Here is a 20,007-nt window from a genome sequence, read left to right as displayed (position 1 = left end):
AGACGCACGAACCAGGCACCCCTTAGCGATTCTCGTGTGGATTGGCTGTGATTCCTGACCCGAATCAGGCCGAAACGGATAGACTCGGCATTCGCAGTCTGTTAGGATCTGTTGTTGGGCCGTCGAGCATGGAGCCGCCATGAGTCAGTCTGCTCTCGATATCAAGGAACGATTCGGTGCAATCCTGATCGATCCGCCGTGGCGATTCACAAACCGCACTGGGAAGATGGCACCGGAGCACCGCCGCCTGCGGCGATATCCGACCATGTCGTTTGACGAGATCGCCGCGCTGCCCATTGGCGAACTGGGCCGGGACCAGAGCCATCTCTACTTGTGGTGTCCCAACGCCTTGCTCAAGGAGGGACTCACGATCATGGAAGCGTGGGGATTCACGTACAAGACGAACATCGTCTGGTACAAGGTGCGCAAGGATGGCGGTCCGGACGGTCGTGGGGTGGGCTTCTACTTCCGCAACGTCACCGAACTCCTTCTGTTCGGCGTCAAGGGTCGCCTGCGCACCTTGAAGCCGGGTCGAACGCAGGTCAACCTGATCCGGACGCGCAAGGAGGAGCACTCCAAGAAGCCGGACGAGATCTACGACATCGTTGAGGGATGCAGCCCGGGACCGTATCTGGAGTTGTTCGCTCGCCTGCCACGGGAGGGTTGGACGCAGTGGGGCAACGAGATCGAGACCTACGCGCAGCGTCGCCCCCTGATTCCGACGTACAACGGCTTCACGCATTCGGGTCGTAGCAGGCGAGCCCCATCCCGACGAGCAGCAAGGGACACCCTCCCGCTCCTCCGCCATCCACTTTCGGAATGAGTTTGTCCCAGTGCGTGGTGGATGCTCCGTAGGAGCTCCCCTTGCCCAGCGGGTCAAAGACCGCCTGCTGCAGCTCACTCAGTCGCGTGATGATCACGCCGACGGACAACACCCGCAGTTGGCGCAGCAGCCGGAAGTTATTGAGATCCCGATCGTAGAATTCAGTTTTGTTGTTCCACTCGACCTCGACGCCGACGCGATTCTTGAAGTTGTCGATGCTGTGCGTTGGTGATGGAATCTCGCGATCATCCACCACGTATTTGGTGTCGAACGACTTTTCTCTCCATCCCCGTTCGTGCAGAAAGGCATCGATCGTCGAGGCGATGCGCGACTTTCTGCCGCCCGGCTCCAGAATCTGGCTCTTCTTCAGGGTAAACCGCCGAAGGCACTCCAACAGGTCGTCGAACTCACTTGGGAAGTCCTCCTTGAGAATCGCACATGCGTGGTCGCGTTCCTCGATCGTGTACTTGTCCCGAATGTCGTTCGGAATGAGTTCGAGGCCCATGTGGCCGTCATCGACCATTCCCTAAGTGCGGGTCAAAAACAGTCCGATGCATCCGACTTGCCAGGATGGAACTGAGGGGCTGGCCTCGTCGCGGGCAGAAAAATCGTCGGATCGGGCTGTCCCGACCGTACGATTGTCGTATGAGATGGTGAGGGCGTATCGGGTGCGCCGGGATGGGTGTCGTTTCCCGGCCCATCCGCTCCCTCACGGTCGCGGCTCACAACGCAAGAACTGACAACCGAGAACCGATCCCAACCACTCACAAGCCGACAGCCCATGCCCTCCCCCCTCAATCACCTCATCGCCGCCACCCGTCGTCGCGTGGTCCTGAACCGCGCGGCGGACTTCGCCGCGCGCGGGGCGGCGATCGGCGCGGGCGCATCGATCATCGCCCTGCTCGTCGAGCGGCTCTCCGGGGCGGTCTGGCCGTGGGCGGTTCACGCGGGGGTGATCGGAGTTGGCGCGGTCGCCGGGGCGATCTGGGGCGCGTTCACCGCGCCGTCCAAGGCCCGCGTCGCCGTGCTGGTGGATGAGCGGCTGGGTTTGGCCGACCGCGTGGGTACGGCGAAGGCCATCGAAGCGGGGCACGTGCGCGAGAGCGACTTCGCCCTGCTGGCCATGCAGGACGCCGAGCGAGCGGCGCATCAGGCCGACCCGCGCCGGGCCGAGCCGCTGCGGCTTCCCGTCGCCGCCCGCTGGGCGGGGGCGGGCGCGCTGGCGGTGGCGGCGGGCGTGCTGCTGCTGCCGCCCGTGGATTGGTCGCGCAGCGCCGAGGCGGCGCTCACGCCCGAAGAGGCCGCGGCGTTCGAGCAGGAACGCCTCGCGGCGTCTCGGCAGGTGGAGGAAGCGCTCGCCTCGCTCGATCAGCCGGGCGAAGCGTCTCCCGTGCCCGGGGAGCAGGCGGATGTGCTGCGTCAGCTCGCCGAGCAGATGAAGCGGGATGGGCAGAAGCCGGACGACTTCGCCCGCGCCCGCGACGACGCCGCGCGCCGCATGGATGAAATCGCCCGCCGCATGGAGCGCGAGGCGGCGCGTGAGCGGCTGGCGTCGGAGGAACTCTCGCGCCGCTTCGCCGAGGCGGCGGCGCGGGATCGCGAGCGGTCCAGCGAACTGACCAGCGTCCTGCGCGAGGCCCTTCGTGAGCGCGATGCCGCCCGGGCACGCGAGGCGATGGAATCGCTCGGCGGCGAGACCGACCCCGCAATCCGCGAGCAGGCCGCCCATGACCTGCGCCGGCTCGCGGAGAACCTGCGCGACGCCTCGGCCCGTGCCGCCGAGTCCGACGCGGCGCGGCGTGAGGCGCTTCAGCGCGCCCTGCAGGAGCAGGGCGTGGATGCGGAGACGGCGCGCCGGTTGACGAATCCCGAAGCGTCGGGCGATGAACCGCGCGACGAGGTCGGCGAACGGGCTGATCCTGCACAACCTTCACCGACAACGCTCCCGGACGAGCACGAGCTCGCCCGCCGGTTGCGCGAACAGGGCGTGGATGATGAAGTCGCCAGCCGCCTGGCCCGCGAGATCGCCGCGGAGCGGGAACGGGCCGCCGCTCGCGAGCAGGCGAACCACGAGGCCCGGGAGGCCGCCGAGGCGCTGGATCAACTGGCGGACGAGACGGAGCAGCGTGATTCGTCGCCACCGCAAGGGGATGCGAGTGATCGCACGCGGGACCAGCACGAGCCGAGCCAGCGTGATCCCGGGTCATCGAACCAGCCGCGTCAGGATCAGCCGCCCGCCCAGCGCGATCCATCACAGCCCAATCAACCGGTTCAGCCAAATCAACCGCGACAGGGCGAGCGGCAGCCCAATTCCAGGCCTGGCGATACGGGCAATCCGGCTGATCCGTCGAAGCCGCCGCCGCAGCAGGACCAGTCGCAGCAACCCGGGCAGCAGCACCAGCAGCAGACCGAGCAGCCGGGTCAGCAGCAGTCGCAACAGCACTCAGGCGACCCGAAGTCAGGCGATCCCAAATCGGGTGACCCATCGTCGCAGCAATCACAGCAGCAACAGCAACAGCAACAGCAGTCAGGCGAACCGAAGTCCGGTGATCCCAAGTCAACCGATCCTAATCAACCGCCGAAGCCGCAACAGGATCGGGCGGGCGAGCAGTCGCCGCCCGATCAGCGTGATCCGCGGCGGGGCGAACAGCCCGTCGGGCGACAGGGTCAGGCGAACGACCCTGCGCAGCCGGGAACCCGATCCCAGCCCGGCCAGGCGCAACCAGGCGATCGCCCCGCGCCCGACCCCGCGGGTACGCAGGATGGTCGTCAACCGGGTGCTCGACCGGGAGAGCAACCCGGCGGCGAGGAGGGTGGCGAAGCATCCGATGATCGTGCCCCCGGCGAGCGCCTGGAGGACATTCTTCGACGGGCCGAGGAACGGGCCCGTCGAGGCGAGCAGACCGCTCGCGACAGCGAGGAGCTTCGCCAGCGCGCCCGCGAACTCGCCGAGCGGTTGACGCCCGAGGAGCGGAAGCAACTGGAGCAGTGGGCCCGCGAGTACGCCCGCGAGCAGAGCCGGCGCGATGATTCATCGCGCGGGAGTCATGATGGCGCCGGTGGTGATTCCGGGGGCTCCACGGCGGGCGCAGGCGAGCACGCCGCGGCGCGGCGCGACCCGCCGCCGACCGAGCCCGGCGCGGGGTGGGACTCGCTCGACCTGCGCCAGCAGGGCGATGAGCGCACGCTCGCCGAGTGGCTGACCGACGAGAAGCTCGAAGGTCAGCCCGGCCGCACGGACCGCGCCGGGGCGGGCGGAGCGGGGGGGTTGCCCGCCGCGCGTGACGCCCGCCGCGCCGCCGAGCAGGCCATCAGCGAAAACGCCGTGCCCAGGCGATATCACCGGCTGATCCGGCGGTACTTCGACCGGATCGGCGGTGATGAGTGACAGAGATCAGGATGGTGGCATGAAGGGTGAGCGAGGCGGGGGTGAGGCGTGATGCAGAGGTCGTCCTGAGTCGGCGGCGGGCTGCACACGATCGAGCCGAGCGAACTGGCCCGTGTGTCGGCGGTGACCTTTGTTGAACGGTGGCCGGAGTTGGGCGCGAGTGTGCGGCGGGAGGAAGCGATGGGGTTGTTTGGGTGATGCAGCACGGCGCGTTGAGTGGCTGATCTGGCTCCGGCGACTGTCGCCAATCTGTGTGACGCACCATACTTCGCCCATCTATGATCGAGGATCATGACGATCTCAACCGCCGCCACTTCCACCCAAATGTCCTCCCGCCACCTCCTCGCCCAGCGCGCCCAGTCCATCCTCGACCAGCTCCGCTCCACCGGCCAGCTCAAGGTCTTGCAGACCATCGAGGGGCCGATGGATGCGTCGGTCACGCTCAGGGGCTACGGCGAAGTCGCGTGCTTCTGCTCCAACAACTACCTGGGTCTGGCCAATCACCCGGAAGTCGTGCAGCACGGGCTGGAGGGGCTGAGGAAGTACGGCGCGGGCACGGCGAGCGTGCGGTTCATCTGCGGCACGTTCTCGCCGCACCACACGCTGGAGGAGCGCATCGCGCGGTTTCTCGGCGTCGAGGCGTCCTACACCTTCGTCTCGTGCTGGACGGCCACGGAGGCCCTTCTCCCCACGCTGTGCGAGCCGGGCGATCTGATCATCTCCGATGAACTCAACCATGCCTGCATCATCGACGCGATGCGGCTGGCGGCGGGGATCAAGAAGGGCATCCACCGGGCGGTGTTCAGGCACTCGAACATGGACTCCCTGCGCGAGCAGCTCACCAAGGCGCGGGCCAACCCGGAGATCACCGGGGCGATTTTCGTCATCACCGACGGCGTCTTCAGCATGGAAGGCGACCTGGGGAAGCTGCCGCAACTGCGGGCGCTGTGCGATGAGTTTGGCGCGCTGCTGGTGGTGGATGATTCGCACGGCACGGGCGTGATGGGCAAGACCGGCCGGGGCACGCACGAGCATTTCGGCATGAAGGGTGCGGATATCGACATCTTCACCGGCACGCTGGGCAAGGCGCTGGGCGGGGCGGCGGGGGGGTATGTGGCCGGGCCGAAGCACGTGATCGACCTGCTGGTGCAGCGCGGCCGGCCCACGCTCTTCTCCAACGCCTTGCCCGTGACGGTAGCGTGCAGCGCGGAAAAGGCGCTCGAAGTGCTGATGCGCGAGCCCCAGCGCGTGGCGAAATTGCGCGACAACGTGGCGTACGTGCGGCAGGGGATCAAGACCGTCGGCTTTGATGTGCTGGAATCGCCCACGGCCATCTGCCCCATCATCGTCCACGACACCGCCAAGGCCATCGCCATGAGCAAGCGGCTGCTGGAGCTGGGCGTGTACGTCATCGGGTTCGGCTACCCCGTGGTGCCGGAGGGAGAGGCCCGGCTGCGCGTGCAGGTGTCGGCGGCGCACGAGAAGCACCACCTGGACGCCCTCATCAACGCCCTGGCGAAACTGAGGCAGGAGTTCGGAGGGTAAGGGCGGTGGGTGCTGGCCTTCAGCCGGCGGTCGGTGGGCAGCGGTCAGCCGTCAGAGGCGCTTCATCGACAGGCGGCGGGTGGCTGACGGTTCGTTCACGTGGATTCGGACCTTGTCGAAACCGCCAAAAATGTCGGGTTTTTTGATCGTTTCGACCTCCGCTCCTTGATTTTCCGGCCATTTCTGCGGTTATACTGTGCGGTTGTCCGATCACTACGCCGCTGACCTGAGCGCCAGCGTGGCGTCTCACGGTATCACGGAGGGTCACCGCATTCTGTCAACGCAAGGGTGAAACGATGGCCAAGAAGACCACCAAAGCCAGCAGCACCGTCGAAGTGAAAGCCCGCACCAAGTCGCAGATCGTGGGCGAGATCGCCACCGCCACGGGCCTGGCCCGCAAGGATGTCGCCAAGGTGTTCGAGCAGATGTCCGGGCTGATCAAGAAGGATCTCGGCAAGAAGGGCCCCGGTCAGTTCACCGTGCCGGGTCTGGTCAAGATCCGTCGCGTCCACAAGCCCGCCCAGCCGGCGCGCAAGGGCGTGCCCAATCCCTTCAAGCCGGGCGAGCTGATGGATGTGCCCGCCAAGCCCGCCAAGAGCGTGGTGAAGGTGCGTCCGCTCAAGGCCCTGAAGGAAATGGTCTGAGCAGGCCCGTCGGACCGCTTTGGCGACCAACGACGCAAGCCCCGGGATCGCCCGGGGCTTTCTTTGCGCGAAGGTCCGACCCTGACTTGCGTTTCAGCGTGCAGCGCGGACGATATGGACATGCGTGACGCCACTGGTTCATTGCGTTCGGGGGAACCGCATCCACCCCGCACCTTGCTCCCCAATGCGCGGCGGTCACCGCGCTACGGCGGCATCGCCACCTTCTGCCGCGTTCCCCGCATCGAGGATGTCCCGCCTGAACACGCGCCGGTGGACTGGGCCATCTACGGCGTGCCGTTCGACTCGGGCGTCACCTTCCGCCCTGGCGCTCGCTTCGGCCCTCGGGCCGTTCGCGACGCGTCGCAGTACATGAAGCCGTACAACCTGCATCACGGCGTGGATATCGCCCAGCGCCTGTCGATGGCCGATGCGGGCGACTCGCCGGTCAAGCCCTTCTCCTGCGAAGAGAACGCGCGAACCGTCGCCGAGTTCGCCCGCTCAATCGGCGACCCCGCCCGCACCAAGCTGCTGGCGATCGGCGGCGACCATTCCATCGCCTACGCCAACATCCGCGCCACATGGGAGCGGCGCGGCCAACCCGCCGCCGGGCTGGCCCTCATCCACTTCGACGCCCACCTCGACACCGTGGAGGTGACGCACGGCGAGCGGTGGAGCCACGCATCGCCATTCATCCGCGCCATCGAGGATGGACTGATCGACCCCCGCCGCATGATCTCCATCGGCATCCGCGGCCCGCTCAACAGCGGCGCCGACCTGGACTACGCCCGCGCGAACGGCGTCGAGATCATCACGTGCGATGAGGCCCGCGCGCCCGCCGGGAAGACCAGGATCGGCGCCTTCGCCGGGCGGCTGGCCGGCGCGGAGGCGTATCTCACCTTCGACATCGACTGCGTGGACCCCGCCTTCGCCCCCGGCACGGGCACGCCCTGCTGCGGCGGGTTCACGTCGGCGGAGGCGCTTTCGCTCATTCGCGGTTTCGTGGGAGCGAACATCGTCGGGGCCGACGTGGTCGAGGTGCTGCCCGACCGCGACGTATCGCAGATCACCGCCCTGCTGGCGTCGCACGTGATGATTGAGATTCTGGCGCTGGACGCCGTCGCGCGGTGACGCGCCAAACGGAGCAGCAGCGCTGGCGTCCCGCCTGTGATTGCGGAGCAGTGGTACGGGCGTCCCGCCTGTGATCGCTCGACCGCCTTCAGCAGTCAGGCGAGTGACGCCGCGCGGAACGTTCCGTCGGCGTGGCGGCGGGTCTACCGTGTGGCCGTCAGCACGTCCGCCGGACAGATCAGGCCGACGGGCCTCTCATTGAGCCGCCCGTGCGGCGTGACGATGACTGCTTCCAGCCGCGGGTTGTCGCGGAACATCTCGGCGACGTCCTCGATGGCCGATTCGGCGGAGGCGAAGGCCACGAAATCGCGCCGGTGATCAATGGGCAGCACGTCGCGGATCAGCACGGTGCGGCCATCCACGTTGATGCGCCCGTCCTTGGCCTGCGCAGCGCACCAGCGGGCGAAGCCGTTGGCCGTGAGCATGCCGATGAACGTGCCCCGCTCGTATACCGGGTAGCGCGAATAACCGTCGTGCCGCACCAGCTCCCAGGCGTCGGCGATGGTGGCGTCGGCTTCGAGCGTTCGCACGTGTCGCTGAAAGCGGGGGATCACCTTCTCCGGCGAGAACATCACGCGCTCGATTTCCTCCAGCTCCGTCACCGTCGATTCGTGCGGCACCGCGATGTAGTGACCGTCACCCAGTCGGTTGTGGATGATGGCGTTGCGCAGGTCGCCGATCTCGAGCAGGAAATCCACATGCCGCCGTAGCCGCCGGTAGCGGTTGGCGGCGTGACGCACCCTGGCCGCGAATGTCTTGCGCCGATCCGGATCGCGCGAGTCGGTCATTTCGCTCAGCGCGCGGTCGATGCGGTTGTACGCGGCCTCGAAACGTTCGATGCGTTCGTCTTCGGTCATGGCGTGATCAGGGAGTTGAGCCGTCAGGCGCCGGACATAAGGCGCCGGAAGGCGGGTGGACCGGCAGTGTGGGCTGAGGGCTCGAAGCCCAGCACAACGACGGAACGTTCATCTCCGACCGCAGATTCCAGACTGCTTGACTCGACACTCGGAAACCGGGTCTCCCGTTCCCTTTGACTTGACTACGTCACATCGCCGCCAGCATCGACTTCAGTCCCTCATGAAACCCGACAATCGTCTTGTATCCGAGCGTGGCCCGCGCCCGTGTGATGTCCGCCTGGCTGTGCTTCACGTCGCCGGCGCGTTCTGGACGGTGTTCGGGGGCGATGGCCGTGCCGAGAATCCGCTGCATGGCGTCGAGCAGTTCCAGCAGCGTATACCGTTCGCCGCAGGCGACGTTGACGGCGGGCGCGGCCGGGGCGTCACCGACTTGTTCACCCCGAAGCATGCCCGCCAGCAGGTTGGCGTGAACCACGTTGTCCACGTGCGTGAAGTCGCGGCTCTGCAGTCCGTCGCCGTAGATGACGGGCCGCCTTCCCGCCCGCAGCGCCGAGGCGAAGGCGGGCACCACCGCGGCGTAGGGCGAGTCGGGCCGCTGCCTCGACCCGAAGACGTTGAAGTATCGCAGCGATGCGCCCGGCAGCCCGTAGCAGCGGGCGTAGACCTGCAGCCAGTATTCGCCCATCAGTTTCGACACGGCGTAGGGCGAGACCGGCGCGGGGAGCATCGTCTCCACCTTGGGCAGCGTGGCCGATTCGCCGTACACGCTGCTGGAGCTGGCGTAGATCACCCGCCTGACGCCCGCCCGCCGCGCCGCGTCCAGCACGCGCAGGGTTCCCGTTCCGTTGACCTCGTGGTAGAGCAGCGGCTGCTCCACGCTGGCCGGCACCGACCCGAGGGCGGCCTGATGAAACACCACGGCGCAGCCGTCGATCGCCAGACTCAGCGCGGCTTCATCGAGAATCGACGCCCGGATGAACCCGACTCTCCTACTCATCACGGCGCCCGGCTCGAGATGATCCGCCAGGTTCGCCTCGCGGCCGTTGGAGAGGTCATCGATCACGCGCACCCGTGCTCCGAGTTTCACGAGGGCATCAACGAGGTGCGAGCCGATGAAACCCGCCCCCCCGGTGACGAGCACGGGCAGATCGCGGTAGTACGCCGCGATGGCGGCGGCAGTGGCGGAAGCGCTGGGCATCGGCAGACTGTATCGGCCGGGCGCGGGGTTTCCATTCACGGGACCACGGTGTCGTGGGCCCGGACCCCGCGAAAGAAACATGACCCGCGATTCGTCGCGGGTCATGGTCATCGGTCGGCGATGGTGCGGTCAGGCGGTCACTTCGGCTCGGTCCAGTTGGCCTTGAACTCGCGCATGGCCGCGAGGAACTCATCCTCCAGCCCCTTGAACGATTTCTTGGCGACCAGTTTGTCTCGCAGCTCCTTCTTGGGGCCGCGCATGAACTCGAGCAGGTCGTGCTCGAAGGCGTGGACCTTGGAGGGCTTGACGGTGTCCAGCATGCCGCGCGAGCCCGCGAAGATCGAGATGCACTGGTCGATCACGTCGAAGGGCGTGTACTGACCCTGCTTGAGCAGTTCGACCATGCGGCTTCCGCGGTCAAGTTGCTTCTGGCTGGCGGCGTCGAGTTCGGTGCCCAACTGGGCGAAGGCCTCGAGTTCGCGGTAGGCGGCCAGGTCCAGCCGCAGCGAGCCGGCCACTTCCTTCATGGCCTTGATCTGGGCGTTGCCGCCCACGCGCGACACCGAGATGCCGACGTTGATGGCGGGCCGCACGCCGGCGGCGAAGAGCTCCGGCTGCAGGTAGATCTGCCCGTCGGTGATGGAGATGACGTTGGTCGGAATGTACGCCGACACGTCGCCTTCCTGGGTTTCGATGATGGGCAGCGCGGTGAGCGACCCGCCGCCGTTGGCGTCGGACAGCTTCGTGGCGCGCTCCAGCAGACGGCTGTGCAGGTAGAACACGTCGCCGGGGTACGCCTCGCGGCCGGGCGGGCGGCGGAGCAGCAGCGACAGCTGCCGGTACGCCGTGGCCTGCTTGGACAGGTCGTCGTACACGCACAGCACGTGCTTGGGCGTCTTGCCCTGCTTGCCCTGCCACATGAAGTACTCGCCCATGGCCACGCCCGCGTAGGGGGCGATGTACTGCAGCGGGGCGGCGGCGGAGGAGCCGGCGTTCACGACGATGGTGTATTCCATCGCGCCATGCTGCTTGAGCGTCTCCACCACCGCGGCCACAGTGGAATCCTTCTGGCCCACCGCCACGTAGATGCACACCACCGCGTCCGGCGTGCCCCAGAAGGCCCGCTGGTTGATGATGCAGTCGATGGCCACGGCGGTCTTGCCGGTCTTGCGGTCGCCGATGATGAGTTCGCGCTGGCCGCGCCCCACGGGGATCATCGAGTCCACGGCCTTGATGCCGAACTGCAGCGGCTCCTTCACCGGCTGCCGGTCGGCGATGCCGGGAGCCACGATGTCCAGCTTCATCGAAGCGCTGGCGTTGATGGCCGGGCCGCCATCGAGCGGGCGACCGAGCGGATCGACCACGCGGCCGAGCAGTTCAGGCCCGGCGGGCACCTCGAGCAGTCGCCCGGTAGACTTCACCGTGTCGCCTTCGCGGACGGAGAGGTAGTCGCCGTAGATGACCGCGCCAACGGTGTCGAGCTCCAGGTTCATCACCTGCCCGAGCACGGTGCCTTCGTGGGTTTCAAACTCCAGCAGCTCGCCGGCCATGGCGTTGGACAGCCCGTAGATGCGGGCGATGCCGTCACCCACTTCCACCACGCGACCGACCTCGGAAATCTCCAGGTCGGCGGAGAACTGCTCGATTTCCTGCTTGATGAGTGTCGAGATTTCGTCAGTCTTGATCTTCACGGTCGCGGTCCTTGGGGAAACGAAAGTCCGGTCACGAGTGGGGGCTGAGGACTGAGTGCTGGGTGGGACTGAGTGCTGGGTGATCGAGTGGGAATGGGGATTCGAGTTTCGGGTTCCGAAGCTCTCTTCCTCTGATCTCTATCTTCCCTCTGTCTGCATCCTCCGCGCCTTTGCGGTTAGTTCGAATCTTCCATCAACCGATCCAGCTGCTCGCGGAGCTTCCAGCCGCCGGAGCGCATCATCGCGGCCTTGACTTTGCGAAGCCGGGTCTGCACGCTTCCGTCCACGAGGCGGTCACCCACGCGGAACTTGATGCCGCCGATCATCCCCGGCTCGACGTAGGTGTGCAGTACGGGCTCGCGGCCAAGGGCGTGCTGCACGCCGGTGCGGATTATCGACTGCGCCTCGGGGCCGATGGGGGCGGCGGTGAACACGTCCACCTCTACGCGACCGAACGCCTCCTGCACCAGGTGGTCGAACGCCTCGGCGATGCCCGGCAACTCGCCCAGGCGGCCCTTGGTGTTCAGCACGAGCAGGAAGCGAAGCATCAAGGGAGTCACGCGGCCCGTCAGAATCCGCTCCAGCGACGCCTGTCGCTTCCCCCGGTCAATGATCGGCGACGACAGGAACCGCCCGAATGCCGGCATGGTGCGCGTCAGTTCGACGACCTGCTCGAACTCGTCGTTGAGCTCCTCGATGGCGCTGCGTCCGCCCTGCGCGTGGGCAAGCTCGAAGAGCGATCGGGCGTAGACCTGGGCGAGTGCGTTCTGGTGCATGGGAGGTGGAGAGTGCCGAATGCCTGGTGCCTGGTGTGCCTGAAGCCCGATGCCTCTCAGTTCTTCATGCCCGACAGCCCGCGGATCGTGTCGTCAACCAGCCCGCGCTGATCTTCGACGGTGATCTCCTTCTTGAGAATCCGGGAGGCCACCGCCACGGCCAGATTGGCGGCCTCGGCGTGGATTTCCGCGATGGCGCGGGCCTTGGCGGCCTGGATGTCGCGCTGGGCGCGGCCTCGCAGGTCGGCCAGCTCCGCCTCGTTGCGTGCCCGAAGTTCGTCCGCCGTGGCCTTGGCTTCGGCCCTGGCCTTCTGGATCATGGCGTTGGCCTCGTTGCGGGCGTTGGCCAGTTCGCGCTCGTACTGAGCCAGGGCGGCCTTGGCCTGCTCGCGCGCCTCTTCCGCCGACTTGATCTCGTTGCGGATCTTGGCCTCGCGCTCATCGAGCGCCTTGGTGATGGTGGGCCACACCTTGGTGGCGAGGACGGCGAAGGCGATGAGAAAGACCACCAGCGCGGTCACGCCGGGCAGCCAGTTGGCGATGTCCAGCACTTGGGCGGAGCCGGCGCCGTGGCCGTCGCCCGGACCTTCCAATGCGAGCAGCAGATCGAGCATCATGCGCATGCACCTTTCGGGGCGTCAACACGCGCCCGCCCCGCGCCGGAGCGCGGGAGCGGGCGGAAACGTCCGTCGGCGTCACCCCTGGGTCAGAGGATGAAGCCGCCCACGACCACCGCGAAGAGCGCCACGCCTTCGATGAGCGCCGCGGTGAGAATCATGTTGATGAAGATCTTGCCGGCCATCTCCGGCTGACGGGCCACCGCCTCGTTGGAGCGCGAGCCGATCCAGCCGATGCCGATGCCAGCGCCGATCACGGCCAGGCCAGCGGCGAGGCCGGAGCCGAGCTTCTCCTGGGCCACCAGCAGCCCGTCCTGCGCGCCGGCGCCGAAGGCCGCCAGCAGCGAGCCGATGAGGGCCACCACAAACGTCGTCATCATCATCCGGTTCATGATCGAGAACTCTCCGTTCGGTCGTTGGTGCGACGCGGTGGGCCGCGATCGCGGGGGTTGAGGCGAAGGTCAGGAATCCGGCGCGTCCCACGCGGGCCGGTGCTTGTTCAATCAGTCACGCATGCGCCGCGTGCCCGTGAGCGTGCTCGTGTCCATGATCGTGCCCGTGCTCATGCCCATGATCGTCGTGATGCGACATCAGCGAAATGAACACGGCCGTCAGGAACATGAAGATGAACGCCTGCAGGAAGGCGACGAACAGTTCGAGGAAGGTGATGGCGACGGCCGCACCGCCGGTGACCACCGACACGCCGATCACGCCAGGCAGCCCGGCACCCTCGCGGGCGATGGTGGCGCCGAACCCGATCAGCACCGCCATCAGAATGTGTCCCGCCACCATGTTGGCGAAGAGACGGATGGCCAGCGCCGCGGGCTTGATGAAGTCGCCCGCGAACTCCACGATGAACACCAGCAGCGCCACCGGGAACAGGTAGATCGGTCCCGGCACCAGTCCGCCGAAGTGATGGATCACCCAGCCCTTGAGGCCGTTCTCGCGGAAGGCGTGGACCTGGATCATCACCGCGGAGACGATGGCCAGCGCCCCGGTGACCGAGATGCTCGCCGTCGCCGTGCCGCCGATGAAGGTGGTGTGAATCCCCAGCAGGTGCAGCAGGTCCACGATGGGAACCAGGCCGAAGAGGTTCATGAACAGCACGAAGAAGAAGAGCGTCATCAGGTAGGGCAGGTAGCGCTTGGCCACCCGCTCACCCATGACCGGCACGAGCATCTGATCACGCAGATAGACCGTGATCGCCTCGATCAGCTGGGCGAAACGGCCCTTGGTGATGTATCGCTCGTTGCCCTCCGACTCGGGCCCGGTGGCGATGCCCCTGGCCGCCCGCATCATGGCGAACAGAAACAACCCTGACACGGCCAGCACCGTCACCGTGTGCATGGTGAGCGGCAGTCCCGGAATCAGGTACTGATCGACGACGTGGCTGGCGGGATCGGCTGCGGCGAGGAACGGCATGCGTCAGGTCTCGACAGTCAGGCGGCGGACGACGTACGAAGGTGCTGCGACACCACCAGCGCCTCGGCGACCACGGTCGCCAGGTACGCCAACCCCACGGCCAGGGCGAAGGCCCGGGTTTCGAGGGCGGATGAAGCCGCCGAGTATAGCACCCACGCCGCCACCGGCGTGAGCAGAATGCGGAACACCGTCAGACCCATCCACCAAGCCATCCACGTGCTCACGTCACGCCGGGTGCGCGGCTGAATCATCCACACGCCAACCAGCGCGAAGAGCGCCACCACGCCAACCCCCGCGACGCCCGACCACAGCACCGCGAGGCCCCAAGGCCCCAACAGCCCCGCCAGGGCGAACCCGGCGATGATCCCCGCCGAGATCACCACGATTACGCTGACCAGCCGCCCGCCAGGCAGGGATACCTGGGGCTCGGCGCGAAGCGTCGCCTGGTTGGTGGTGGACGGGGTGTTCATGGGTTTGTCAGACGTCGCGTGATTCCTTGCATTGGTCGTGGGTTGTTTCGTCGCGGTCGTCGGGGTCCGCTTCGTTCGCGTTCCCTTGACGCCACGCCTCGTCCGAGATGGGCGGCGGCGCCGGTTTTCCCTTCAACTGCCGATCCAACTGCTGATTGAGTTTCAGAGCGCCTCGTATCAGCCCCCACATCGCCACCAGAATGCCCAGCACGGCTCCGACCGTTGTCCACACCGGGGCGGTGCCCGCGAGGTGGTCGATCAGGTACCCCAGCAGGGTGCCCGCCGCGACCTCCGAAGCGACGGTGAAGCCAAGCCCCGCCATCCGCCAGCCGAGACGGGTTTCCTCCGCCTCTGCGGCCGCCCGTGACCGTGCGGAAGAGGGTCGGGATGATCCGTCTGAGGCCATCCGACGCCCTCCGCATTCACGGGTCGCCGCCCGCTGCTGACGCCGCCGACTTTGTGAAAAAAATCGCAAAGTCGGTGGATCGTGAGTGTAGGCGTGGTGTCGGGGGGTGGCAATCAATCAGTGCAGTCACGCGCTGACCGGCATCTTCGACCCGGACGTCTTCTTCGCCGCCTCCTGCCCCTTCTTCCAGTCCGCCAGGAACTTCTCCAGTCCCAGGTCGGTGAGCGGATGGCTCATCATCTGCTGGATCACCTTGAAGGGTACGGTCGCCACGTCCGCGCCCATCAGGGCGCACTGCACCAGGTGCAGCGGGTGGCGGATCGAGGCGGCGAGAATCTTGGTCTGGTAGCCGTAGTTGTCGTAAATCTGGCGGATCTGCTGGATGAGCTGCATGCCGTCGCCGGAGATGTCATCCACGCGCCCGATGAAGGGCGACACCAGAAACGCCCCCGCCTTGGCGACCAGCATCGCCTGGAGCGGCTGGAAGCAGAGCGTCATGTTGGTGCGCACGCCGCGCTCCGACAGCGTCTTGCACGCCTTGAGCCCCTCGGCGATGCAGGGCAGCTTGATGACGATGTTGGGAGCGATCTTCAGGAGCGGCTCGGCCTCGCGGATCATGCCGTCGTGCTCCACCGACACCACCTCCGCGCTCACCGGCCCCTTGACGATGCGGCAGATCGCCTCCATGCGCTGGTGGAAGTCGGCTCCTTCCTTGGCGATCAGCGAGGGGTTGGTGGTGACGCCGTCGAGCACGCCCATGTCGGCGGCCTGACGGATTTCGTCGAGGTTGGCGGTGTCGATGTAGAGTTCCATGACGGGATTGTACCCGCCCGCGCCGGTGCTGCGCCATGGGATGCGGATCAGTTGACCCGCTGAAGAACCATGCTGATGCGCCCCATGTCGTCATCACGCTCCATGATGACGGTGTCGCCTCGCATCGAGTAGGTGTAGTTGAACGGCGGGTAGCCGTCCACATGGATGGTCAGTCGGTTGCCCGACGCGCTGTAGTCGATCGGCACCGGCTTGGCGTCGCCGTTTCGGTCCACCACGATGTAATGTCCACGCGAGTCCTTCCCGAACACGAAGATGACGCGGCTCACACTGGCCATGCGCGCCCCGGAGAGCTGGGTGGACTCCCATGACCCGAAGATGGACGACGAGGTGGCGACCGGGGCTCCGGGTGAGACGAGGGGCGTGCCCGCGCCGACCGATGAGCCCGTGGCGGGGCGGCTCATCAGCGTCATGATCAGGATGAGATTGACGATGATGCTGATCGCCGCCACGCCCGCCGCCGCCAGAAACGCCGGGCTCCCCATGGGTGACTCAGTCCCGCTGGCGGGGCGCATCGGCTGCACCGGCTCGGAGGGGACGACTTCTTCGATTGACTCCGCGATCGACTTGAGCTCGGTGTAATCCCTTGCGAAATGCAGCGGCTCGCCGCGGGCCAGATGGTCCAGATCGACGATCAGATCCTTGACCGACTGGTACCGGTCCTTGCGGCTCTTGGCCATCATCATCTCGATGACCTGCGCCGTGGGGGCCGAGAGCTTCGTGTACACGTGGTCAGGGGGCACCAGCGGCGACTTGAGGTGCTTGTGCATCACCGCCGAGGGGTTCTTGCCCTCAAAGGGCACCTTGCCCGTGACCATGTGATAGAACGTCGCGCCAAGGCCGTAGATGTCGGCCTGGGGGCCGATGTTCACCTCGCCCCGGATCTGCTCGGGGGAGATGTAGTAGGGCGTGCCGTAGGCCCGTCCCGCCTCGGCCTCGGCGGCTTCCTTGTCGCTCACCGCGCGGGCCAGACCCAGGTCGGCCAGCTTGGCCGTGCCGTCCTTGGACAGCATGATGTTCTTGGGCTTGATGTCCCGGTGGATGAAGCCCTTGCCGTGCGCGTGGTCGAGCGCCTCGGCCACCTGCCGCACGATCTCAATGGCGGTCTTCTCGGGGATGCGCTTGTGCTTGAGGATGCGGTCGTACACCGTGTCGCCGTCCACGTACTCCATGACGAAATAGTGGTGTTCGCCCGCCTGTCCCACGTCGAACGCGCCCACGATGTTGCGGTGATTCAGCTGCGCCGCCGCCTTGCCTTCCTTGTAGAAGCGCTGGATGAACTTCTCGTTGCTTGAGAACTTCGATGGCAGCACCTTGATGGCCACCAGTCGGTCCAGCGACAGCTGCTTGCCGAGAAACACCGTCGCCATGGCGCCCGAGCCCAGCTTGCGCATGATCTTGTAGCCGGGGATCTGCTGCGTGCTCTTCTCGGCCTCCAGGTCGTTCCGCACCCGCTCCAACTGCTTGCGCGTGACGTACTCGTTCTCGACGAGAATGTCCGCCAGGGCGCGCGGCGCGCCGGACTCGGTCGACTGGGCCTGCATGGCGCGGCAGGCGTCAAGCTCCTCCACGGTCAGGAAGCCCCGGTCCACGAAGAACCGGCCCATCACCGTCTCGAAACTGGTGGACTTGCCTCGCGCATCGGCCCCGGCGCCCGAGCCAGCCCGGGAACCCGCGACGTCGCCGGTCGGGCCGGAAGATCCGCTGCCCGAGTCGGTGAGCGCGGCCGAGGCCCCGACGCCGCCCGTTGAGGATGTTGTTCGAACGTCACTCATGGCCGCTCATGCACAACCCGCCGGCGCGTGTGGGAAGAGCATCCGGGCGAAGCCGCCCGCTGTCAACCCATCGTGCCCCGAAGCCCCCTCTCCCCCAATGTACACCAAGCCCCGCCCGGAACGGAAGACACCTTGAGACTTCTTCGCAGCAACCCGCGCCAAGGTTGCCTGCCGTGCTTATCGGAAGTCCGGCCGGTCTACCAGGGGAGCTGGAAATCCACCCCTTCGTGCTGCTCCTCCTCCATCAGTTCGGAGAGTTGGTAGTTTTCCAGCACCTCCACGTGACCGTCGAAGAACAGCACCGCTGCTCGGAAGGTGGCCATGTACATGGCCCGGTCATATGCCGCAATGGTGCGAGCGGGGTTCGCGACCTGACTCAGCCGACGGGGTTTGCTGTTCAACCAGTAGTCGCCGACCTCGTCGAACACGGGGCCGAAGGGCGAGGACGGCTTCGCTTCCAGGTAGCCGCGATCGACGATGGCGTCGAGCGAGGCCGGCACGCGGTCGTTGTGCTCGGCGGCGTGGGTGTGAATCGCGATGCCGATCTGTCGCAGGTTGGCCATCGTCTGCGTGGCCTTGGCGGATTGGCGCGCCTTCTCCATCGCCGGCATCAGCAGACCGGCGCCGAACGCGGGCAGGAGCAGGCCGCCGTACATCGGCCCGATCGTGCCGGCCACCCCGCACAGGTTGACCAACATCGACCGATCAGACGTAGCGTGACTGACCATGTCGTCGCCTTCCATCCACCCCAATGAGATCATCGGCTGCGCGTTCTTCGCCAGCACTGGAAGCGGGGGCAGGATGATGCCCGGATCCCGCTCCACGTCGCCCGGCACCTGTACCGCATTGGACAGGGCGGACGCCGCCATGGACGCGAAGGTGTATCCGCCCGTCAGCATGCGCGGCGTGTCGAGGAACGTGATGGTTGTCGCCTTCGCCAGCATCGCCTCATTCACGCGGAAGCGCGGATGCGCCAGCAGGCCGCGTCCGTTGGAGCGCGCGTAGTCCAGACCCGCCAGCATGGCCTGTGGACTGGCGCCGACCCACAGGAAGCCGTTCGACACCGACATCGACACTTCCATCGGGACGGGAAGGCCGGGGAAGTTCAGCGTCATCATCTCATGACCATTCACCATGCGCCGACGCAGCCGCACGTACCCCTTGGCGTGCTCGGCGGCCATCTCGTTGGCGAAGGCGGCGATCTGGTCCAGCGTGCCGCGCACCGCCGCCTCGTCCTTCACCTCGATGAACGCCACGCCGGAGATGAACCCGCCCCCGCCGGTGGTGTCGGACATGTACAGCCCGATCGTTTCCCCGAGGTGGTTGATGAACCCGCCGCGAAGGTCGATGCCGGTTTCCTGTCGCAGCATGTCAAGCGGGTCCTGCACGTCCGCGCCGGCCTCTTCCTGCGCGGTGCGGATCATGGAGTCCAGGTACTCGACCAGCCCGGCGATGCGCATCTGGCTGATCTGGGCGTAAGTGGCGTCGGGGGGGATCATGCCCAGGTGTCTGGCGCTCAACGGCGTGCGCGAGATCATGGCCTTGTTCACGGGCGACGCCGCGAAGTTGGCATAGCGCATGACCATGTGCGTGACCTCGGGCCCGTGTCCGGCGGCGAGGGTGAGGCGCATCGGCGCCTCGGGCGTCATGCCCATCATGGCCAGCTGACCCCGGATCATCTCACCTTCCGGTCCGGCCTGCTCCAGCATCATCTCGATGAAGGGCATGGCGGCGCCCATGTCGAGTTTCATGGCCCAGGCGGGCTCGACGCCGGCGGGGAGCCCGAGATCGCCGATGGGCTGCTCCGGCCCGCCGGCATCGTTGAAAGCGATGACCGTCGCCGCCCCGCCAGGGGTCCGCTTCATCCCGAACGTCAAGGCCGGTCCACCCAGGTCCAGCAGCTGCGTGTCGGGCTGATCGGGGTGGGGCTGGAGTTCCGCGCCCATGCCGCCGGCCACTGTCTCGGCGAGCGTCTTGGCGCGTTCGCGGGCCACGTCCGGGTTGGGGGCGTGGAAGGTCAGCCGCGCGGTGAAGGGGGGACCCATCTCCGGGTCGGCGTTGGGGTCCAGCCCGATGCGGGCTGACATCGGACCCATCAGCAGGTCGCACGCCAGCTTGAACAGGTGGCCGGGCATGTCCGGCTGATCGGCCTCGATGGGTAGATGCGCCAGCCGGTCGCCCAGCATGCGCAGCGCCTGCTTGAGAGCGGCGTCCCGCTCATCGACCAGCAGGCGATCCAGCCCGCCGCTCTGAATGACGAGGGCGTCATCCGCCGCGCCGCGGGCGACGTCGGTGATCGCCATGGTGGCCAGTGACGCGGAAGCAAGCAGCGTGGAAGCCGACAATGTCAGGGTGCGCATGTCCAGTTCTCCTCGGGACACGAATGTGATGTGGCTTCTCTATGATAGAAGGCGGAGGGACCAAGGCATCACGAAG

The 20,007-nt window shown here is 66.7% G+C and carries 18 protein-coding genes; 5 read left to right on the top strand and 13 right to left on the bottom strand.

Annotated features, from left to right (window positions below; genetic code table 11):
• Positions 1–139: 139 nt before the first annotated feature.
• Entirely contained in the window at positions 140–823 is a 684-nt protein-coding gene (locus tag HRU76_03840; GenBank protein QOJ16767.1) for an S-adenosylmethionine-binding protein, read from the top strand.
• On the opposite strand, the gene HRU76_03835 is transcribed toward HRU76_03840, so the two are convergent.
• Positions 735–1,328, bottom strand: coding sequence for a restriction endonuclease (locus tag HRU76_03835; GenBank protein ID QOJ16766.1), 594 nt, complete (start codon positions 1,326–1,328; stop codon positions 735–737). The genes HRU76_03840 and HRU76_03835 overlap by 89 nt on opposite strands.
• A 276-nt stretch (positions 1,329–1,604) precedes the next feature.
• Here HRU76_03835 and HRU76_03830 point away from each other — a divergent pair, with 276 nt between their 5' ends.
• The 4 genes from HRU76_03830 to speB all read left to right on the top strand — a co-directional run bounded on the left by HRU76_03830 (position 1,605) and on the right by speB (position 7,528).
• Positions 1,605–4,211, top strand: coding sequence for a hypothetical protein (locus HRU76_03830; protein ID QOJ16765.1), 2,607 nt, complete (start codon positions 1,605–1,607; stop codon positions 4,209–4,211).
• A gap of 324 nt (positions 4,212–4,535) precedes the next feature.
• Entirely contained in the window at positions 4,536–5,756 is a 1,221-nt protein-coding gene (locus HRU76_03825; protein QOJ19086.1) for an aminotransferase class I/II-fold pyridoxal phosphate-dependent enzyme, read from the top strand.
• A gap of 296 nt (positions 5,757–6,052) precedes the next feature.
• On the top strand, positions 6,053–6,400 hold the full coding sequence (locus HRU76_03820; GenBank protein QOJ16764.1) for an HU family DNA-binding protein: 348 nt from the start codon (positions 6,053–6,055) through the stop codon (positions 6,398–6,400).
• A 120-nt stretch (positions 6,401–6,520) separates the two neighbouring features.
• Positions 6,521–7,528, top strand: a complete 1,008-nt coding sequence (gene speB, locus HRU76_03815) for an agmatinase (GenBank protein QOJ16763.1) — start codon at positions 6,521–6,523, stop codon at positions 7,526–7,528.
• A gap of 143 nt (positions 7,529–7,671) precedes the next feature.
• Here the strand turns inward: speB and HRU76_03810 are convergent, their stop codons facing one another.
• The 12 genes from HRU76_03810 to HRU76_03755 form a co-directional block, all read right to left on the bottom strand.
• Positions 7,672–8,385 carry a CBS domain-containing protein gene (locus HRU76_03810; GenBank protein ID QOJ16762.1) on the bottom strand — a complete coding sequence of 238 codons (714 nt, stop codon included), beginning with the start codon at positions 8,383–8,385 and terminating at the stop codon, positions 7,672–7,674.
• Between the two features lie 187 nt (positions 8,386–8,572).
• Positions 8,573–9,583, bottom strand: a complete 1,011-nt coding sequence (locus HRU76_03805) for an SDR family oxidoreductase (protein ID QOJ16761.1) — start codon at positions 9,581–9,583, stop codon at positions 8,573–8,575.
• 137 nt (positions 9,584–9,720) lie between these two features.
• Positions 9,721–11,274 (bottom strand): F0F1 ATP synthase subunit alpha, encoded by a 1,554-nt coding sequence (locus tag HRU76_03800; GenBank protein QOJ16760.1) that lies wholly within the window; start codon positions 11,272–11,274, stop codon positions 9,721–9,723.
• Between the two features lie 176 nt (positions 11,275–11,450).
• On the bottom strand, positions 11,451–12,050 hold the full coding sequence (gene atpH / locus HRU76_03795; protein QOJ16759.1) for an ATP synthase F1 subunit delta: 600 nt from the start codon (positions 12,048–12,050) through the stop codon (positions 11,451–11,453).
• 56 nt (positions 12,051–12,106) lie between these two features.
• Positions 12,107–12,673 carry a F0F1 ATP synthase subunit B gene (atpF, locus tag HRU76_03790; protein QOJ16758.1) on the bottom strand — a complete coding sequence of 189 codons (567 nt, stop codon included), beginning with the start codon at positions 12,671–12,673 and terminating at the stop codon, positions 12,107–12,109.
• Between the two features lie 83 nt (positions 12,674–12,756).
• On the bottom strand, positions 12,757–13,050 hold the full coding sequence (gene atpE / locus HRU76_03785) for an ATP synthase F0 subunit C (GenBank protein QOJ19085.1): 294 nt from the start codon (positions 13,048–13,050) through the stop codon (positions 12,757–12,759).
• A 124-nt stretch (positions 13,051–13,174) separates the two neighbouring features.
• Positions 13,175–14,089, bottom strand: coding sequence for a F0F1 ATP synthase subunit A (gene atpB / locus HRU76_03780; protein QOJ16757.1), 915 nt, complete (start codon positions 14,087–14,089; stop codon positions 13,175–13,177).
• Positions 14,090–14,106: 17 nt separating this feature from the next.
• Complete coding sequence (locus HRU76_03775; GenBank protein QOJ16756.1) at positions 14,107–14,559, bottom strand: hypothetical protein; 453 nt, start codon at positions 14,557–14,559, stop codon at positions 14,107–14,109.
• A gap of 7 nt (positions 14,560–14,566) precedes the next feature.
• Positions 14,567–14,881 (bottom strand): AtpZ/AtpI family protein, encoded by a 315-nt coding sequence (locus HRU76_03770; protein QOJ16755.1) that lies wholly within the window; start codon positions 14,879–14,881, stop codon positions 14,567–14,569.
• A 210-nt stretch (positions 14,882–15,091) separates the two neighbouring features.
• Positions 15,092–15,778 carry a fructose-6-phosphate aldolase gene (fsa, locus tag HRU76_03765; GenBank protein ID QOJ16754.1) on the bottom strand — a complete coding sequence of 229 codons (687 nt, stop codon included), beginning with the start codon at positions 15,776–15,778 and terminating at the stop codon, positions 15,092–15,094.
• 47 nt (positions 15,779–15,825) lie between these two features.
• Positions 15,826–17,571: a serine/threonine protein kinase gene (locus HRU76_03760; protein ID QOJ16753.1), complete on the bottom strand. Its 1,746-nt coding sequence runs from the start codon at positions 17,569–17,571 to the stop codon at positions 15,826–15,828.
• Between the two features lie 197 nt (positions 17,572–17,768).
• Positions 17,769–19,931 carry a DUF1559 domain-containing protein gene (locus tag HRU76_03755; GenBank protein ID QOJ16752.1) on the bottom strand — a complete coding sequence of 721 codons (2,163 nt, stop codon included), beginning with the start codon at positions 19,929–19,931 and terminating at the stop codon, positions 17,769–17,771.
• Positions 19,932–20,007: the final 76 nt, after the last annotated feature.

The sequence above is a fragment of the Phycisphaeraceae bacterium genome (genome assembly GCA_015709595.1).
Classification (GTDB): domain Bacteria; phylum Planctomycetota; class Phycisphaerae; order Phycisphaerales; family SM1A02; genus CAADGA01.
Note: the sequence above shows the minus strand (reverse complement) of the source record. Positions and strands in the feature narration are given on the sequence as shown.

Bases quoted from the DNA above. Each gene is read 5' to 3' on its own strand.
- HRU76_03840 (QOJ16767.1), top strand. From the start codon at position 140: ATGAGTCAGTCTGCTCTCGATATCAAGGAACGATTCGGTGCAATCCTG.
- HRU76_03835 (QOJ16766.1), bottom strand. From the start codon at position 1,328: ATGGGCCTCGAACTCATTCCGAACGACATTCGGGACAAGTACACGATC.
- HRU76_03830 (QOJ16765.1), top strand. From the start codon at position 1,605: ATGCCCTCCCCCCTCAATCACCTCATCGCCGCCACCCGTCGTCGCGTG.
- HRU76_03825 (QOJ19086.1), top strand. From the start codon at position 4,536: ATGTCCTCCCGCCACCTCCTCGCCCAGCGCGCCCAGTCCATCCTCGAC.
- HRU76_03820 (QOJ16764.1), top strand. From the start codon at position 6,053: ATGGCCAAGAAGACCACCAAAGCCAGCAGCACCGTCGAAGTGAAAGCC.
- speB (QOJ16763.1), top strand. From the start codon at position 6,521: ATGCGTGACGCCACTGGTTCATTGCGTTCGGGGGAACCGCATCCACCC.
- HRU76_03810 (QOJ16762.1), bottom strand. From the start codon at position 8,385: ATGACCGAAGACGAACGCATCGAACGTTTCGAGGCCGCGTACAACCGC.
- HRU76_03805 (QOJ16761.1), bottom strand. From the start codon at position 9,583: ATGCCCAGCGCTTCCGCCACTGCCGCCGCCATCGCGGCGTACTACCGC.
- atpH (QOJ16759.1), bottom strand. From the start codon at position 12,050: ATGCACCAGAACGCACTCGCCCAGGTCTACGCCCGATCGCTCTTCGAG.
- atpF (QOJ16758.1), bottom strand. From the start codon at position 12,673: ATGCGCATGATGCTCGATCTGCTGCTCGCATTGGAAGGTCCGGGCGAC.
- atpE (QOJ19085.1), bottom strand. From the start codon at position 13,050: ATGATGATGACGACGTTTGTGGTGGCCCTCATCGGCTCGCTGCTGGCG.
- atpB (QOJ16757.1), bottom strand. From the start codon at position 14,089: ATGCCGTTCCTCGCCGCAGCCGATCCCGCCAGCCACGTCGTCGATCAG.
- HRU76_03775 (QOJ16756.1), bottom strand. From the start codon at position 14,559: ATGAACACCCCGTCCACCACCAACCAGGCGACGCTTCGCGCCGAGCCC.
- HRU76_03770 (QOJ16755.1), bottom strand. From the start codon at position 14,881: ATGGCGGGGCTTGGCTTCACCGTCGCTTCGGAGGTCGCGGCGGGCACC.
- fsa (QOJ16754.1), bottom strand. From the start codon at position 15,778: ATGGAACTCTACATCGACACCGCCAACCTCGACGAAATCCGTCAGGCC.
- HRU76_03760 (QOJ16753.1), bottom strand. From the start codon at position 17,571: ATGAGTGACGTTCGAACAACATCCTCAACGGGCGGCGTCGGGGCCTCG.
- HRU76_03755 (QOJ16752.1), bottom strand. From the start codon at position 19,931: ATGCGCACCCTGACATTGTCGGCTTCCACGCTGCTTGCTTCCGCGTCA.